This window comes from Pseudomonas migulae (genome assembly GCF_043225285.1).
GTDB classification, from domain to species: domain Bacteria; phylum Pseudomonadota; class Gammaproteobacteria; order Pseudomonadales; family Pseudomonadaceae; genus Aquipseudomonas; species Aquipseudomonas migulae_C.
This window is the reverse complement of record NZ_CP171224.1, coordinates 190,849-208,149: the sequence shown is the minus strand read 5'-3', so window position 1 is coordinate 208,149 and position 17,301 is coordinate 190,849. Positions and strand designations below refer to the sequence as shown.

The window sequence follows — 17,301 nt, the reverse complement described above, 5'->3', positions numbered from 1 at the left end:
GTTCAAACCACCAGGAGTAGCGCCATGCATGCGACATCGCAATCCGCCGTCTGGATCAAGGAACCGTCGATGGAAGCCGGGGTGGTCATCGTGACCAGTGCCGCGTTGCCCAAATACATGATCGACAAGCTGCACGTGGCGATCGACGACTGGGACCAGGTGGCTTACCTGGCCGTCACGCAATCCAGGGCGTTGATGCTCGACTGGTTGCGGCTCGGGTCCAGCCTTGGTCAATCGTGCGAGGCCAGCCAATTGCTGCACGCGGTCTCGAAGAGCAGCTTGCTGCTCGATATCGAAGTCGATTCCATGCCGGGCCTTACCTGGCTGGGATCGGTTTGCGGTCACCCGTTGCGAGTCGTCGAACTCGGCACCGTGGCGGCCTCCGATGCGGCGATGGACCGACAGGTGGACGCCATCATCACGGCGACCCGGAGCCTGGCAAAAAGCGTGCTGCAGGACCGTTACGTCATTTAGCGGGTGCCTTGGCCCGCTCAATCAAACAGCCCAATAAGAAAGGCAAAGCCTATGAGCCAATCTGCCGACCGTGGTCACACCGCCAGGAAATGGATGCGCGAGCCGTCAAATGGCACGCGCGTCGTCGTGATCGCTGCAGGACTCGACAGTGAACATATCGATTTGATGCACCACAATTTCAGTTGCTTTGAAAACATCGCACTGATGCGGGTGGAGGTAGCGCCCGTGACGACCGGACTGTTCGAAGCGCACCTGCCTTCGTGTGATTACTGCCTGGTCGTGGCCGGCGAGCTGGATAAAGGCTTTTTAGGCGATTTGTCCAGGCGCAGAATCAGTATTTACCCGATCGCCGAAGACGCACGGATCGAGCACGCCCTCATCGAAGCGGTCGATCACGTCAAGCGTTTAGCCCGAGCGACCCCTTCACCGCGCATTGCTCCAGAACCCGACCTTTGCAGGAGATGCCCATGAACCCGTCCGATCTTCATGCCCAATTCCCGGGACAGACCAGCGAAGACGCTGAAGAAATCGCTGAGTGGCGGGACGCCTTGCTCTCGGTCATCGCCCATGGGGGGGCCGGGCAGGCGCGGCAGATCATGGACATGCTGGTCACGCTGGCCAGCACTGCCGAGATGGGCTGGCGCCCGCGCCACGGCACGCCTTACATCAATACGATCAGCGTCGAGCAGCAACCGGTGTTTCCGGGCGACCTGGCCATGGAAGAACGCCTGGCCTCGATCATGCGCTGGAACGCGCTGGTCATGGTCGCCCGCGCCAACCAGGCCTATGGCGAACTCGGCGGCCATATCGCCAGTTACGCGAGTGCCGCCGATTTGTTCGAAGTGGGCTTTAACCATTTCTTTAAGGCGCGCACCGAAAGCAGCGGCGGTGACCTGGTGTTCTATCAGCCGCACTCGGCGCCGGGCGTCTATGCCAGGGCTTTTCTGGAAGGCCGCCTCGAAGAAACGGACCTGCAGCACTATCGGCAAGAGATCGGCGCGCGGGCCCATGGCGCCCGGGGACTGTCGAGTTATCCGCACCCGTGGCTGATGCCGGACTTCTGGCAGTTCCCGACCGGCTCGATGGGCATTGGCCCGATCAGCTCGATCTACCAGGCGCGCTTCATGCGCTACCTGGATCATCGCGGCCTGCAAGACACCGCCGGACGCACGGTCTGGGGTGTGTTTGGCGACGGTGAAATGGATGAGCCGGAAAGCATGTCGGCCCTGACGCTGGCCGCCCGTGAAGGGCTGGATAATCTGGTGTGGGTGGTCAACTGCAACCTGCAACGACTGGACGGCCCGGTGCGCGGCAACGGTCGCATCATCGACGAGCTGGAAGCGCTGTTTGGCGGGGCCGGGTGGAACGTCATCAAACTGGTCTGGGGCTCGGACTGGGACGGTTTGTTTGCCCGGGACCACGAAGGTGCGCTGGTCAAGGCGCTGTCCACCACGGTCGACGGTCAGTTCCAGACGTTCGCCGCCAAGGACGGGCGCTTCAACCGCGATCATTTCTTCGGCCAGAACGAAGCCCTGGCACAGTTGGCCCAAGGCCTGACCGACGAACAGATCGACCGCCTCAAACGTGGCGGCCATGACGTGGTGAAGATTTTCTCCGCCTATCACAGCGCCATGCGCGAAGGCAGAAAACCCACGGTGATCCTCGCGCAGACCAAAAAAGGCTTCGGCATGGGCGACGCCGGGCAGGGCAAGATGACCGTGCACCAGCAGAAGAAACTCGACAAGGACGCCCTGATCGCCTTCCGCAATCGCTTCAATTTGCCGTTGACCGATGAGCAGGCGACCTCCCTGAGCTTTTTCAAACCGGACGAAGACAGCGCGGAAATGCGTTACCTGCACGAACGCCGGCGCGCGCTGGGCGGCTACATGCCGTCGCGGCCCACCACGTCGACAGCACTGGCCGTGCCCGACCTCGACAGTTATGCCGGGTTTGCGATGGCCGCCGAAGGCAAGGAAATGTCCACCACCATGGCCTTCGTGCGGATGCTCAGCGGTTTGCTGCGGGACAAGCAATTGGGCCCGCGCATCGTGCCGATCGTCGCCGATGAGGCACGCACGTTCGGCATGGCCAGCCTGTTCAAGCAGATCGGGATCTATTCCAGCGTTGGTCAGCGTTATGAACCGGAGGACATCGGTTCGATCCTGAGCTATCGCGAGGCCCTCGACGGGCAGATTCTCGAAGAAGGCATCAGCGAGGCGGGGGCGATTAGTTCCTGGGTGGCCGCCGCGACCAGCTACTCGGTGCACGGCCTGCCGATGCTGCCGTTCTATATCTACTACTCGATGTTTGGCTTCCAGCGCATCGGCGACCTGATCTGGGCGGCGGCGGACCAGCGCGCGCGTGGCTTCCTGCTCGGCGCCACGGCGGGGCGCACCACCTTGGGCGACGAAGGCTTGCAGCACCAGGACGGCAACAGCCACTTAATGGCGGCGATGGTGCCCAACTGCCGCGCCTATGACCCGGCGTTCGCCGGGGAGTTTGCGGTGATCCTCGATCACGGCATGCGCCAGATGCTGGAGCGTCAGGTCGACGAGTTCTACTACGTCACGCTGATGAACGAAAACTACCCGCAGCCCAACCTGCCGGAAGGGGTCGAGGAGGCGATCATCAAAGGCATGTACCTGTTCGCCCGGCATGAAGTCGAAGACGCGCGCGGCACCGTGCAGCTGTTGGGCTCCGGCGCGATCCTGCTCGAAGTGATTGCCGCGGCCGAGTTGCTGGCCAGCGACTGGAACATCGACAGCGAGGTCTGGAGCGTGACCAGCTTTACCGAACTGGCCCGCGAGGCCCGTGAAGTGGAGCGCTGGAATCGTCTGCACCCCGGCCAACCGGTGCGGCGCAGCCACGTACAGGAATCGCTCACCGAAACGGCGCCGATCATTGCCTGCACCGATTACGTCCGCGCCTTGCCGCAGCTGATCGCCAGTTATGTCCCAGCGCGATACACCGTGCTCGGCACCGACGGTTTTGGCCGCAGTGATACCCGCCAGCAACTGCGCGCGTTCTTCGAGGTGGACCGGCATCAGATCGTCTTGAGCGCACTGACGTCGCTGGTGCAGGCGGGACGTCTCGACGCCAGCGTGTGTGCTGAGGCGATTGCGCGGTACGCCATCGAGGTTGACGCCGTTGCGCCATGGGAGGCCTGAAGCCGGGCTTCAGGTCGAGTCGAATGTTCAGGAACCGCTTATGAAGACTGTGCGTGAAATACAAATGCCCGACATCGGCGATGCGAAGGATGTCGGGGTCATCGAAATCCTGGTCAAGGCCGGCGATGCGGTGCTGGAAGGGCAGACGCTGATCATCGTCGAGACCGACAAGGCGTCCATGGAAATTCCATCGCCGCAGACCGGGGTGCTGCAATCGTTGGCGGTCGGCCTGGAAGACAAAGTCAGTAAAGGATCGCCGATTGCCTTGATCGCGTGCGAGGCGCAATCGCCGGTGATTGAACCTGTTGCCAGGCAAGCGGAGCTCCCGCAAGTGGCACCTGCGCCGTTGGTCATTGAAGCGAAACGTCCACCCGCCGACCTGCCGCTGGCATCGCCTTCGGTGCGCCGGTTTTCTCGAGAACTCGGTGTTTCGCTCAAGGCTATTCAAGGGACGGGGCTGCGCGGGCGCATCACCAAGGAGGACGTGTCGGCGCAGGTGAAAAAATCGCTGTCCGCTGCGGTATGCGACACGCCGTTGGGGGGCATGCTGCCCTGGCCCGTGGTCGATTTTGCCAAATACGGGCCAGTGGAAACCCGGGCATTGTCGCGTATCAGGAAAATCAGCGGGGCCAACCTGCATCGCAACTGGGTGATGATTCCCCACGTGACCAATCACGACGATGCCGATATCACCCAGCTCGAACGGTTTCGCGTGCAGGTGAACCAGGAAAAGGCCGGCAACGGGACCAGGCTGACCTTGCTCGCGTTGTTGATGAAAGCCTGTGCCTCGGCGTTGAAAAAATTCCCCGAGTTCAATGCCAGCCTCAATGGCGACGAGCTGGTGATGAAGCAGTACTGCCACATCGGATTTGCCGCCGATACGCCGGAAGGGCTGGTGGTGCCGGTGATCAGGGATGTCGACCGCAAAGGTGTGCTGGCGATTGCCGGGGAAATGTCCGCGCTGGCGGAGAAGGCTCGGACCGGCAAGCTGAGCGTTGCGGAGATGAGTGGCGGCTGTTTTTCGATCTCGTCGTTGGGTGGCATTGGCGGGACGTACTTCACGCCGATCATCAATGCGCCCGAGGTCGCGATTCTGGGAGTGGGCAAAAGCCGGGAACGGCTGGCGCTGGAGGATGGACAAGTCGTCACGCGGCATATTCTGCCCCTGAGCCTGAGCTGGGATCATCGGGTGATCGATGGCGCGGCGGCGGGGCGTTTTAATGCCTATCTGAGCCGTGTGCTGGGGGATTATCGGCGGCTGGTGCTGTGACGGGCGGCTACGTGATCGTACAAATCCCCGGCGCGCGGACACATTGCAGATACATGAGCGCGGTTTCATGCAAACGTCCCCACATTACAAAGAGGCTTTTGCCATGTTCCGCAAACTGCAGCATGCCGCCAGGTTCCTCAGCCAGAGCGCGCGCCTGATGGTGGGCGTTCCGGATTACGACAACTACGTCGCGCAAATGGCGCTTAATCATCCGGGCGAACCGGTGATGAGCCATTCAGCGTTTTTCCGCGAGCGCCAGGAAGCCCGCTACGGCAAACGCAGCTGCACGACGCGGTGCTGCTGAAAGCCGCCTGCAGGAGCCGGCTTGCTGGCGATCCAGATGCCTCGGTGTATCAGGTGCACCGTGGTGATTTCTATCGCCAGCAAGCCGGCTCCTACGAATTTTGTGGCGTGTGCTACATCCGGTCAAACACAAACCCTGTAGGAGCCAGCTTGCTGGCGATGGACTCAAGTACTCCGCGTTGAACCTGTTTGAACGCGTTATCGTTGATGTCCATCGCCGGCAAGCCGGCTCCTACAAATTTTGTGGCGTGTGCCATATCCGGCCAAACACAAACCCTGTAGGAGCCAGCTTGCTGGCGATCCAGGCGCCGCGGTGTGTCAGGTGCTCCGTGGTGATGTCTATCGCCGGCAAGCCGGCTCCCACGAATTTTGTGGCGTGCGCTACATCCGGCCAAACACAAACCCTGTAGGAGCCAGCTTGCTGGCGATCCAGGCGCCGCGGTGTGTCAGGTGCTCCGTGGTGATGTCCATCGCCGGCAAGCCGGCTCCTACGAATTTTGTGGCGTGTGCCATATCCGGCCAAACACAAACCCTGTAGGAGCCGGCTTGCTGGCGATCCAGGCGCCGCGGTGTGTCAGGTGCTCCGTGGTGATGTCTATCGCCGGCAAGCCGGCTCCTACAAGGGGCTGGGAGTTGTTCGAAGATGTAACAACTTCCTCAAGCCAATCTCCCTTCCGTTAGAAAATATCAATTTAAATCAACTAGATAACTTCTTTGAACGCCTGTAACAGCGTTTTTCTGAAAGGATTGCCCAGTTACTGAACAGTTGTTTAGTATCGGCTGCAGTTCGTACCTCCTGTCCAATTACAAGAACGACGAGGACCTTTCATGACTTCGCAACCGTCACTGCTCAGCCGGGTTGAACACGGCATCGCCTGGATCACCCTCAACCGCACCGAACAACGCAACGCGCTGGATATCCCGACCCTCAAGGCCTTGATCGACGTGCTCGACGCTCATGAAGCCGACCCGGCAGTGCGGGTGCTGGTGCTGACCGGCAACGGCAAGGGTTTCTGCGCGGGTGCGGACGTGGCCGAGTGGGCCGACGCCGAACGTCGCGGCATCCTCGAAACCTACGGCTGGACCGAAACCGCCCACCAGTTGATGAACCGCCTCCACGGCTTCAGCAAACCCACCATCGCCGCCATCAACGGCATCGCGGTCGGCGCCGGGATGGACCTGACCCTGTGTTGCGACTTCCGCCTCGCCGCTCAATCGGCGCGTTTCAAGGCCGGCTACACCAGCATGGCGTACTCGCCCGACGCCGGCGCCAGTTGGCATCTGCCACGCCTGATCGGCCTCGAACAAACCAAACGCCTGCTGTTCCTCGACGAAATCTGGAGCGCCGACCGTGCGCTGGCCACCGGGTTGGTCAGCGAAATCTGCGCCGATGAAACGCTGATCGCGCAAACCACCGAGCTGGCAACACGCCTGGCCAGCGGCCCGACGTTCGCCTTCGCCCAGACCAAGGTGCTGATCCGCGACGGCGCCCGGCGCAGCCTCGCCGAGCAACTGGACGCCGAGCAGGCCGCCGGTCTGCTCTGCGGTCGCAGCCAGGACGGCGCCGAAGCCCTCCGCGCCGCCGTGGAAAAACGCACCCCTCATTTCATCGGCCAGTAATCGAACGCAGGTACGAACAACCATGAATTTTCAACTGACCCAAGAGCAGGACATGCTGGTCGAGTCCGTGCGCAGCTTCGTCGAAAAAGAACTGCTGCCCCATGAAGACGCGGTCGACCGCGCCGACGCCGTGCCGCCGGAACTGGCCGCGCAGATCCGCGCCAAGGCGATTGCCGCCGGTTTCTACGCGTTCAACATGCCCGAGGAAGTCGGCGGGGGCGGGCTCGATTACCTGTCCCAGGCGCTGATCGAGCGAGAGTTGTCCAAGGTGTCCTGGGCCCTGCACGTGTTCGTCGCGCGCCCGTCGAAAATCCTCATGGCCTGCACCGGCTCGCAGATCGGCGACTATCTGCTGCCGTGCGTGCGCGGAGAGAAGGTCGACTGTTTCGCCCTGACTGAACCCGGCGCCGGTTCCGACGCCAATGCGATCAAGACCCGCGCCGTGCGTGACGGCGATGACTTCGTGCTCAACGGCAGCAAACATTTCATCAGTCACGCCGGGCATGCCGACTTCGCCATCGTGTTCGCGGTGACCGACACCTACGAGCACAACGGCCGCCAGCGCAATGCCGTGACGTCCTTCCTGGTCGACCGCGACACCCCCGGCATGACCATCCGCCGTGGACCCAAATGCGTCAGTAACCGCGGGTACCACACCAGCGAAATCTTCTTCGACGATTGCCGGGTGCCGGCCGCCAAAGTGCTTGGCGAAGTCGGCAAGGGCTGGGACGTGGCCAACGCCTGGCTGACGGCCGGGCGGGTGATGGTCGCGGCCAACTGCGTCGGTCAGGCGCAGCGGGCACTGGACGTGTCGCTGCAATGGGCCGCCGACCGCAAACAGTTCGGCCATGCCATCGGCACCTATCAGGGCATCTCGTTCAAGTTGGCGGACATGGCGACCGAAATCCGCGCCGCCGAGCTGCTGGCCCTGAACGTCGCCTGGAAAATGGACCAGGGCACCATGACCGACGGCGAGGCCGGCATGGCCAAGCTGTTCGCCAGCGAAGTGCTGGGCCGCGTGGCGGATGAGGCGGTACAGATTTTCGGTGGCATGGGCCTGATGGACGAAAGTCCGGTGGAGCGCATCTGGCGCAACGCGCGGATTGAGCGGATCTGGGAAGGCACTTCGGAGATCCAGCGCCACATCATTTCCCGCGAGCTGCTGCGGCCGCTGCTGCGCTGATTGGCCAAGGAGAATCCCATGTCGATCAGAGACAACCTCAAGCGTCTGTTCGCCCCGCGGCATCTGGCGTTCGTCGGCGGTCGCAGCATGGCGCGGGCGCTCAAACGCTGCGCCGATGGCGGTTTCCAGGGCCAGTTGTGGCTGGTCAATCCGCAACATTCGAGCCTCGAAGGCGTGCCTTGCGTGGCGTCGATCTCCGATCTGCCTTGCGCGCCGGACGGCGTGTTTATCGCCACCAACCGGGAGCTGACGCTGAGTTGCGTCGCCGAACTGGCCGCCAAAGGCGCGGGCGGGGCGATCTGTTATGCCTCCGGTTTCGCCGAAACCGGCGAGGAAGGCCAGGCGTTGCAGGCGCAACTGCTGCACGCCGCGGGCGACATGGCGTTGCTCGGCCCCAACTGTTATGGCCTGCTCGACTACCTGCACAACGTGGCGCTGTGGCCGGTGGCCCATGGCGGCAAAACGGTGGAGAAGGGCGTCGCGATCCTGACCCAGAGCGGCAACTTCGCTTACAACCTGTCCATGAGCGATCGTTCGCTGCCGCTGGCGTACATGGCCTCGGTGGGCAATCAGGCGCAGCTCGGTGTTGCCGAATTGATGGACGTGCTGCTCGACGAACCGCGCGTCACCGCCATCGGCCTGCACCTCGAAGGGCTGAAGAACGTGCCCGGCTTTGCCCGCGCCGCCTACAAGGCGCTGGAAAAAGGCATCCCGGTGATCGCCCTGAAAACCGGCGTGTCGCAGATCGGTGCGGAATTGGCGCTCAGTCACACCAGTTCCCTGGCCGGTTCCGACGCGCTGTACGACAGTCTGTTCGAGCGTCTCGGCGTGATTCGTGTCAGCGGTCCGGTGAGCTTTGTCGAAACCCTGAAAGCCGTTGCCTGCGGGAACTTGCCGGCCGGGCCGAGCCTGATCGCGCTGGCCTGTTCCGGTGGCGATGCGGGGTTGATTGCCGACTACGCCGAACGCAACCACCTGACCTTGCCAAAACTCGACGACAGCCAACGCGTGGAGCTGGCGCAGGTGTTGCCGAGTTACGCCAACCTAGTCAATCCGCTGGATTTCACCACGGCGATCTGGGGCGACCGTGACGCCCTGGAACAGATGCTCGAAACGGCCTTGCGCACCCCGGCCGATGCGGCCCTGCTGGTGCTCGACTATCCGGCTGAATTCACCGGCGAACGCAAGGAATGCGACTTGCTGCTGGAGTTGTATTGCGACCTGCTGGAACGCCACGGCAAGACCGGTTTGGTCACCTCGGCGTTTCCCGAACTGCTGCCGGCTTCTGCCCGTGAACGCCTGCATGCCCGTGGCGTGGCGGCGTTGCAAGGGGTGGAAGATGGCTTGGCAGCGTGGTCTCGCATCGCGCATTACCAGGCACGGCGGACGGCGTTGTTGGCGGGCGGCGAAGCGGAACTGGCGCCCATCTGCCCGGAGGCGTCGATCGGTTCGGGGCAGTTGCTGGATGAGTGGCAGTCGAAACAGGCGTTGCGTCCGTTCGGCCTGCCGTTGCCCGACGCCCGCGTGTGCCGTCCCGAGCAGGCGCTGGATGAGGCGCGCAGCCTCGGTTATCCGCTGGTGCTCAAGGTGGTCAGCGCGGACCTGCCGCACAAGACCGAAGCCGGTGGTGTCGCTCTCAACCTGAAAGATGAAATAGCGTTAAGCGCTGCGCTCGAATCCATGCGTGGCAATCTGGCGCGTCATGCACCGCACCTGGCCTTCGATCAGGTCCTGCTCGAACGCATGGCGTCGCCACCCCTGGCCGAGCTGATCGTCGGCATCAAGCGCGAAACCGGCTTCGGTCTGGCGTTGGTGATCGGCGCCGGCGGAATTCTGGTCGAGCTGCTCAAGGACAGTCGCAGCCTGTTGTTGCCGACCACCGATCAGGCCATTCACGATGCGCTGCTGAGCTTGCGTTGCGCGCCGCTGCTCACCGGCTTTCGCGGTGGTCCGGCGGTGGACATGCCGGCGTTGGTCCGGGCGATTCGTGCCGTGGCGGATTACGCCTGCGAGAACGCCGAGCGACTGCTCGAGCTGGATGTGAACCCCTTGCTGGTCAATGCCGAAGGCGCGGTGGCGGTGGATGCACTGATCCGTCTGGCCTGAACCTTTCAATCGATTGCCATAAGGCTGCCCCAATGAATGTACTGATTCTTCATGCTCATCCCGAACCGCAGTCGTTTACCACGGCGTTGCGCGATCAGGCGCTGCAGACCCTGCAAGCCCAGGGCCACGAAGTGCAGGTCTCCGACCTCTACGCGATGAACTGGAACCCGGTCGCCAGCGCCGAGGATTTCTCCGACCGGGACAATCCCGATTATCTGGTGTACGCCCTCGAACAACGTCTGGGCGTGAAGACCAAGAGTCTGGCGCCGGACATCCAGCAAGAGCTGGATAAGCTGCTGTGGGCTGACCTGCTGATCCTCAACTTCCCGATCTACTGGTTCTCCATGCCGGCGATCCTCAAGGGCTGGATCGACCGGGTGCTGGTGTCCGGCGTCTGCTACGGCGGCAAGCGTTTCTACGATCAGGGCGGCCTGGCGGGCAAGAAGGCGCTGGTCACCGTGACCCTCGGCGGGCGCGAACACATGTTCGGCGAAGGCGCGATCCACGGCCCGCTGGAAGATATGCTGCGCCCGCTGCTGCGCGGCACGCTGGCCTACGTCGGGCTCGATGTGTTGCCACCGTTCGTGGCGTGGCATGTGCCGTATATCAGCGCCGAGGCTCGGGAACAGTTTCTCGTGGATTACCGCCAGCGCCTGGAAAACCTCGGGCAGGATTCGCCGCTGGTTTTCCCGCGTCTGGCACAGTTTGACGAGGCGTTGTATCCCCTGCGCTGACGCAATGTTGTACCGTCAGCCATCGATTTCGAAAAGGACAGGAACACCATGGCCGAGGAAGCGCGTTTTCTGCGTATGGACCCCGAGGTGCGCAAAGCCAATCTGGTGGCCGCGACGCTGACGTGTCTGAAAAAGTACGGGTTTGTCGGCACCTCGATCCGCAAGATCTGCGCCGAGGCCGGCGTTTCCGTGGGGCTGATCAGTCATCACTATGCCGGCAAGGATGAACTGGTGGCCGACGCCTACCTGCACATCACCGGCCAGGTGATGAGTTTGCTGCGCGAGTCGGTGGCGAACGCGGGTGAGGGCGCCCGCAAGCATTTATCGGCGTTCTTCGAGGCATCGTTTTCGCCGCAGATGCTGGACCCTGAATTGCTCGAAGCCTGGCTGGCCTTCTGGGGCGCGGTGAAAACCGCCGATGCGATCAACCGCGCGCACGATCATTCCTATGGCGAGTACCGGACGATCATGGGCGATGCCCTGAAGTTGCTGGCTCAGGAGGAGGGCTGGGAGGAATTCGACAGCGGCCTGGCGGCCATCGGCCTGAGCGCCTTGCTCGACGGTTTGTGGCTGGAATGCGGGCTCAACCCCTCGACGTTCACCCCGGCCCAAGGTGTGCAGATCTGCGAGGCGTGGGTCGATGGCGTGCAAATGGGCGGTTATCGACGGTTCATCGGCCCGTGAATCCGGCTTGTTGATCAACTGTTCAGTAGTCGCTAGAGTGCCTTCACCGCTTCGCACAAGTCCAAAAAAAGGAGCCAGGTCATGACGGTGATGCCGTGCGTGTTGATGGTGAGTGACGATCCGCTGATCCGCGAACAGTTGCAGGCTGCCTTGATCCCGGCCGGGTTTGAGGTCCGGTGCGCCGATACGGCTGAACAGGCCGAGGCTTGCTTGAGTCGTTTTGCCGTCGGGTTGGTGTTGCTGGAGGCGCGTTGGCCGGACGCCTTGGCCCTGACGCGTGCGTGGCGTGAACGCTCGGAGGTCGGGATTATCCTGATCGGCGAGGAGGCACAGCGTCTCGACGCGCTGGAGTGCGGGGCCGACGATTTCCTGACTCATCCCTTCATCCCGCGAGAATTGCTTGCCCGCTCGCGCAACCTGCTACGTCGTGTGCAGCACGCCCAACCGGTTGGCCAGCCGGACACCCACCTCAGGCGTTTCGCCGACTGGACTCTCGACACCGACCGCCGTCGCCTGAAGGCCTGCGACGGTCGCGAAACCCTGCTCAGCCACGGCGAGTTCCAGCTGCTCAACGTGTTCATGCGCAACAGCGGTCACACCCTGAGCCGCGACCAATTGATGGACCAGTTGCGCAACCGCGAATGGATGCCCAATGACCGCTCCATCGATGTGCTGGTCGGGCGCCTGCGTCGCAAGTTGCACGACGACCCGGCCGAACCGGAACTGATCATCACCATTCACGGGGCCGGCTATCTGTTTACCGCGGGTGCCTCCCTGGCGGCCTGAGCATTCAGGAATGTTCGAAGATGTAACAGTCTTCGGGTAGCTGTCGTTTTTCGATCAATAAATCCTATTTAAAACAATTGATTAGAAGCTTTTCGTGACAAGTTTTCACGATTGAGGAAAGAGTTGCTTCGCTGTTGAACGAGTGTTTAATATCGGCTCAATCCTTCACCACACCAAAACAATAAAGAGGGCCGGCATGAGCTCCCAATCGAACGCGCAATCTCTCACCGGCGGCCAGGCCCTGGTGCGGCTGCTGGCCAATTACGGGGTCGACACCGTGTTCGGCATTCCCGGCGTGCACACCCTCGAGTTGTATCGCGGCTTGCCCGGCAGCGGCATCCGCCATGTGTTGACCCGTCACGAGCAGGGCGCCGGGTTCATGGCCGATGGTTACGCCCGGGTCAGCGGCAAACCGGGCGTGTGCTTCATCATCACCGGCCCCGGTGTCACCAACGCGGCGACCGCCATCGGCCAGGCCTATGCCGACTCGATTCCGATGCTGGTGATTTCCAGCGTCAACCACACCGCCAGCCTCGGCAAAGGCTGGGGGTGCCTGCACGAAACCCAGGATCAACGAGCAATCACCGCACCCATCACCGCGTTCTCCGCAGTGGCGTTGAGCACCGACGATTTGCCGGAACTGATTGCCCGCGCCTTCGCCGTGTTCGACAGCGAGCGGCCACGGCCGGTGCACATTTCGGTGCCGCTGGACGTGCTGGCCGGGGCGATCAGCCGCGACTGGAGCGCCGACGTGGTACGTCGTCCGGGCCGCGGTTTGCCGGATGCCTTGGCGCTGGATGAAGCGGCCAAACGTCTGCAACAGGCCAAACGGCCGATGATCATCGCCGGTGGCGGTGCCTTGGCGGCGGCTGCCGAGTTGCAGGCCTTGAGTGAACGCCTCGCCGCGCCGCTGTTCACCAGCGTCGCCGGTAAAGGTTTGCTAGCCCCGGACGCGCCGCTGAATGCCGGTTCCAGCCTCTGCGTTCAACCCGGTTGGGATCTGGTCGCGCAAGCGGACGTGGTGCTGGCCGTCGGCACCGAAATGGCCGACACCGATTACTGGCGCGAGCGCCTGCCGTTGAGCGGCGAGGTGATCCGCGTCGATATCGACTCGCGCAAGTTCAACGATTTCTATCCCTGTGCTGTGGCCTTGCACGGCGATGCACGGCAAGCGCTCGCGGCCTTGTTGGCGCGAGTGCCGGCGGAGGCGCGGGATTCGACTGAAGCCGCCAGAGCGGTGGCTGGTTTGAAAGCCGCGATCCGCTCCGGTCACGGTGTATTGCAGGCGATCCATCAACGCATTCTCGACCGCATCGCCTCGGCCATGCCCGCCGACACTTTCATCAGCAGCGACATGACCCAACTGGCCTACACCGGCAACTACGCGTTCGCCAGCCAGAACATCCGCAGCTGGTTGCACCCCACCGGCTACGGCACCTTGGGTTATGGCCTGCCCGCAGGGATCGGCGGCAAATTCGGCGCTCCACAAAGGCCCGGCCTGGTGTTGGTGGGGGACGGCGGTTTCCTTTACACCGTGCAGGAACTCGCCACCGCAGTCGAGGAACTGGACAGCCCTTTGGTGGTGCTGCTCTGGAACAACGACGCCCTGGGGCAGATCCGCGACGACATGCTCAGCCTCGACATCGAGCCGGTCGGCGTCTTGCCGCGCAACCCGGATTTCGCGCTGCTGGCCAAAGCGTTCGGTTGCACGGTGCACGCGCCGCAAAGCCTCGATGAACTGGAGCGTGATTTGCGCCGTGGTTTCGCCCATCCCGGCGTGACCCTGATCGAACTAAAGCACGCCTGCGCGCTGACGTAGGAGCGAGCTCGCTCGCGAAGTACCCCAACGCGCCGTGGTTAATCAGAAACACCGAGTTATCGATGACGTTTTTCGCGAGCAGGCTCGCTCCTACAGGGATCTTCGTTTCCCAATTAAACGGCGCGACTGTCGTGAAAACGACCTGTTTGCGCTGAACGCGAACCCGGAGGATTTTTCAATTGAACGACTGTTCAGCTTCGACTATGTTGGCTGCACCACCCCCGGCTGGTAGCGGGCTTGCGGCTGTTCCAATCGAACGAGGCACTGGCATGCGGTTTTCACCCTTTGTTGAACGAATCACAGGCGACGGCGTTGCCGCCTGGGATATTCACAACGCGGCGTACGAAGCCAAGCGCCGGGGCGAAGATGTGATCATCCTCAGTGTCGGCGACCCGGATTTCCCCACCCCCGATTTCATCACCGATGCTGCGATTCACGCCCTGCGTGAAGGCGACACTCACTACACCGAAATCGCCGGCCGCCAAGCGTTGCGCGAAGCCATCGCCGAGCGCTACGGCAAACTCTTCGACCGCCCGCTGCAAGCGTCCAACGTGATCATCGTCGCCGGTGCGCAGAACGCCCTGTTTGCCACCTCGATGTGCCTGCTCACCGCCGGCGACGAGGTGATTGCCCTCGACCCGATGTACGTCACCTATGAAGCGACACTCAAGGCCTCCGGCGCCACGCTGGTGCGCGTGCCGTGCTCGGCGGACTCCGGTTTCCGGCTCGATGCTGCGGCCCTGGCCAAAGCCATCACCCCGAAAACCCGGGCGATTTTCTTCTCCAACCCGAACAACCCCACTGGCGTGGTGCTGACCCGCGAAGAGCTGCAAGCCATCGCCGACCTCGCCATCGCCCACGACCTGTGGGTGGTGGTGGACGAGGTGTATGAGAGCCTGGCGTTCGAGCGCGAGCACATCAGCCTGGCGGCGTTGCCCGGCATGGCCGAGCGTTGCGTGGTGATCGGCAGCCTGTCGAAATCCCATGCGATGACCGGTTGGCGCACCGGCTGGATCGTCGCCGATCCTGCGCTGGTTGCCCACGCCGAAACCCTGGTGCTGAGCATGCTCTATGGCTTGCCCGGTTTTGTCATGGAAGCCGCGCTAAAGGCTGTGCAGTCCCACGACGAAGTCACCCACGGCATGCGGGAAATCTACCGCCATCGCCGCGACCTGGTGGTGAACGGTCTCTCCAATTGCCCGGGCATTTCCGTGCTCAACCCGGATGCCGGGATGTTCGTGTTGATCGATGTCCGCGAGACCGGGCTGACCTCCATCGAGTTCGCCTGGCGCCTGTTGCGCGAGGCGCGTGTGTCGGTGCTGGATGCCGCCGCGTTCGGTGAGCCGGCGCAAGGTTTTGTGCGGCTCTCGTTTACCTTGGGCGAGGAACGCCTGGCCCAGGCCTGCCAGCGCATTCGCGACTTTGTCGAGGTACTGAACGGTGAAGCGCCACGGCCGGTGATCGCACGTGTCACCAGCTCTGCAACCGCGCCTGAACCGGTCGCGGCACGGACCATGATCGAAGTCGAACGCCTGCACAAACGCTTCGGCAATATCGAGGTGCTCAAAGGCGTTTCACTGACCGCCCGCGAAGGCGATGTGATCTCCCTGATCGGCGCCAGCGGCTCCGGGAAAAGTACCTTGCTGCGCTGCATCAACATGCTCGAAATACCGGACGAGGGGCGGATTCTGGTCGATGGCGAAAGCATCCACCTGAACCACTCCCGCCCCGGCGCGCCGCTGGTGTCTGACGCCAGGCAGCTGGTGCGGATCCGTTCGAGCCTGGGCATGGTGTTCCAGAACTTCAACCTCTGGCCCCATCGCACGGTGCTGGAAAACCTCATCGAAGCGCCGACCCAGGTCCTGCGTGAAAGCCGTGCCGAAGCCACTGAACGGGCCGAAGCCTTGCTGGAGCGTGTCGGGCTGGCGGCCAAGCGCAACGAGTACCCGGCGTTTCTCTCCGGGGGACAGCAACAGCGGGTGGCGATTGCCCGCGCCCTGGCCATGCGGCCCAAGGTCATGCTGTTCGATGAACCCACCTCGGCACTCGACCCGGAACTGGTCGGCGAAGTGCTGCGGGTGATCCGCTCTCTCGCGGAAGAAGGCCGGACCATGATCCTGGTGACGCATGAGATGGCTTTTGCACGCGATGTGTCTTCCAAGGTCGCCTACCTGCATCAAGGGCTGATCGAGGAAACCGGTTCGCCGGATGAAGTGTTCGTACACCCACGCAGTGAACGTTGCCGACAGTTCGTCAACGCTCATCAGACTCGCTAACGCATCATAAAAAGACGGGAAAAAATCATGGGAAATCGACGTTTGGCAAACTGGTTGACCGGCGTGGCCTGCGTAATGCTGGCCGGCATGAGTGCGGCGCAAGCCCAGCCGATCAGGTTCGCGGTCGCGGCCGAACCCTATCCGCCGTACACCGAGAAGCAGGCCAACGGTGAATGGAAAGGCTTTGAAGTGGACCTGATCCACAAGCTGTGCAGCGAAATGAAAGCCGAGTGCGAGATCAAGGAAGTGGCGTGGGACGGCATCATCCCGTCGCTGCTGGCGAAGAAGATCGACGTGATTTTCTCCTCCATGTCGGTGACCGAAGAGCGCGAGAAACAGATCGCGTTCAGCAAGGCCTACTACGACTCGGTGATCGCGATTGTCGGGCCGAAAGATGCCTCGGTGAAGAAGTACCCGGATGACCTGAAAGGCAAGACCATCGGCGTGCAGAACTCGACGGTGAGCGCCAGCTACCTGAAGACCTACTACGAAAAAATCGCTGACGTTAAGTATTACGACACCCAGGATTCGGCCAACGCCGACCTGATCGCCGGGCGCATCGACCTGATGATGGCGGACGGCACGGCGATGGCGGCCTTCGTCAAGACCCCGGACGCCAAGGACCTGGCCTACCTCGGCGCCGTGCCGTATGACCCGATCTTCGGCAAGGGCGTGGGCGCCGGCCTGCGCAAGGACGACACCGAGCTCAAGGCCAAGCTCGACAAGGCCATCGCTTCCTTGCTGGCCAGCAAAGACTACGACGACCTCTCCCAAAGCTACTTCGGCACCAGCGTGAAACCGGCGTTCTAAAACGCAGATCCTGTAGGAGCGAGCTTGCTCGCGATGGACGTAAGTGCGCCGCGGAGAATCAGATGCCCC

Annotated in this window: 14 protein-coding genes; all 14 read left to right on the top strand. The window is 62.5% G+C overall.

From position 1 onward, the window contains the following. Positions 1 to 24 precede the first annotated feature (24 nt). The 14 genes from ACF6ZU_RS01050 (at position 25) to ACF6ZU_RS00985 (ending at position 17,232) form a co-directional block, all read left to right on the top strand. On the top strand, positions 25 to 474 hold the full coding sequence (locus tag ACF6ZU_RS01050) for a transketolase (protein ID WP_392890058.1): 450 nt from the start codon (positions 25 to 27) through the stop codon (positions 472 to 474). 51 nt (positions 475 to 525) lie between these two features. Further along, positions 526 to 945, top strand: a complete 420-nt coding sequence (locus ACF6ZU_RS01045; protein WP_392890056.1) for a hypothetical protein — start codon at positions 526 to 528, stop codon at positions 943 to 945. Continuing rightward, positions 942 to 3,641 carry an alpha-ketoglutarate dehydrogenase gene (mdeB, locus tag ACF6ZU_RS01040; protein WP_392890054.1) on the top strand — a complete coding sequence of 900 codons (2,700 nt, stop codon included), beginning with the start codon at positions 942 to 944 and terminating at the stop codon, positions 3,639 to 3,641. The genes ACF6ZU_RS01045 and mdeB overlap by 4 nt, the downstream gene beginning before the upstream one ends. A 40-nt stretch (positions 3,642 to 3,681) precedes the next feature. After that, positions 3,682 to 4,911, top strand: coding sequence for a dihydrolipoyllysine-residue acetyltransferase (locus tag ACF6ZU_RS01035; protein ID WP_392890052.1), 1,230 nt, complete (start codon positions 3,682 to 3,684; stop codon positions 4,909 to 4,911). Positions 4,912 to 5,014: 103 nt separating this feature from the next. Next, positions 5,015 to 5,215 carry a YbdD/YjiX family protein gene (locus ACF6ZU_RS01030; protein ID WP_392890050.1) on the top strand — a complete coding sequence of 67 codons (201 nt, stop codon included), beginning with the start codon at positions 5,015 to 5,017 and terminating at the stop codon, positions 5,213 to 5,215. A gap of 827 nt (positions 5,216 to 6,042) precedes the next feature. Then, positions 6,043 to 6,834, top strand: coding sequence for an enoyl-CoA hydratase/isomerase family protein (locus tag ACF6ZU_RS01025; RefSeq protein ID WP_392890048.1), 792 nt, complete (start codon positions 6,043 to 6,045; stop codon positions 6,832 to 6,834). A 22-nt stretch (positions 6,835 to 6,856) separates the two neighbouring features. Next, positions 6,857 to 8,017 (top strand): acyl-CoA dehydrogenase family protein, encoded by a 1,161-nt coding sequence (locus tag ACF6ZU_RS01020; protein WP_392890046.1) that lies wholly within the window; start codon positions 6,857 to 6,859, stop codon positions 8,015 to 8,017. 18 nt (positions 8,018 to 8,035) lie between these two features. Further along, positions 8,036 to 10,123, top strand: a complete 2,088-nt coding sequence (locus ACF6ZU_RS01015) for an acetate--CoA ligase family protein (RefSeq protein ID WP_392890044.1) — start codon at positions 8,036 to 8,038, stop codon at positions 10,121 to 10,123. A 32-nt stretch (positions 10,124 to 10,155) separates the two neighbouring features. Next, the gene (locus ACF6ZU_RS01010; protein WP_392890042.1) at positions 10,156 to 10,857 is read left to right on the top strand and encodes an NAD(P)H-dependent oxidoreductase; all 702 of its coding nucleotides are present in this window, start codon (positions 10,156 to 10,158) and stop codon (positions 10,855 to 10,857) included. Between the two features lie 48 nt (positions 10,858 to 10,905). Continuing rightward, a complete protein-coding gene (locus tag ACF6ZU_RS01005; protein ID WP_392890039.1) occupies positions 10,906 to 11,541 on the top strand; it encodes a TetR family transcriptional regulator C-terminal domain-containing protein in 636 nt (211 codons plus the stop codon). 87 nt (positions 11,542 to 11,628) lie between these two features. Continuing rightward, positions 11,629 to 12,327, top strand: a complete 699-nt coding sequence (locus tag ACF6ZU_RS01000; protein ID WP_392893992.1) for a winged helix-turn-helix domain-containing protein — start codon at positions 11,629 to 11,631, stop codon at positions 12,325 to 12,327. A 196-nt stretch (positions 12,328 to 12,523) separates the two neighbouring features. After that, the gene (locus ACF6ZU_RS00995; RefSeq protein WP_392890037.1) at positions 12,524 to 14,146 is read left to right on the top strand and encodes a 5-guanidino-2-oxopentanoate decarboxylase; all 1,623 of its coding nucleotides are present in this window, start codon (positions 12,524 to 12,526) and stop codon (positions 14,144 to 14,146) included. Between the two features lie 269 nt (positions 14,147 to 14,415). Next, positions 14,416 to 16,422: an aminotransferase class I/II-fold pyridoxal phosphate-dependent enzyme gene (locus ACF6ZU_RS00990; protein WP_392890035.1), complete on the top strand. Its 2,007-nt coding sequence runs from the start codon at positions 14,416 to 14,418 to the stop codon at positions 16,420 to 16,422. A 27-nt stretch (positions 16,423 to 16,449) separates the two neighbouring features. Then, positions 16,450 to 17,232, top strand: a complete 783-nt coding sequence (locus tag ACF6ZU_RS00985; protein ID WP_392890033.1) for a transporter substrate-binding domain-containing protein — start codon at positions 16,450 to 16,452, stop codon at positions 17,230 to 17,232. Positions 17,233 to 17,301 lie beyond the last annotated feature (69 nt).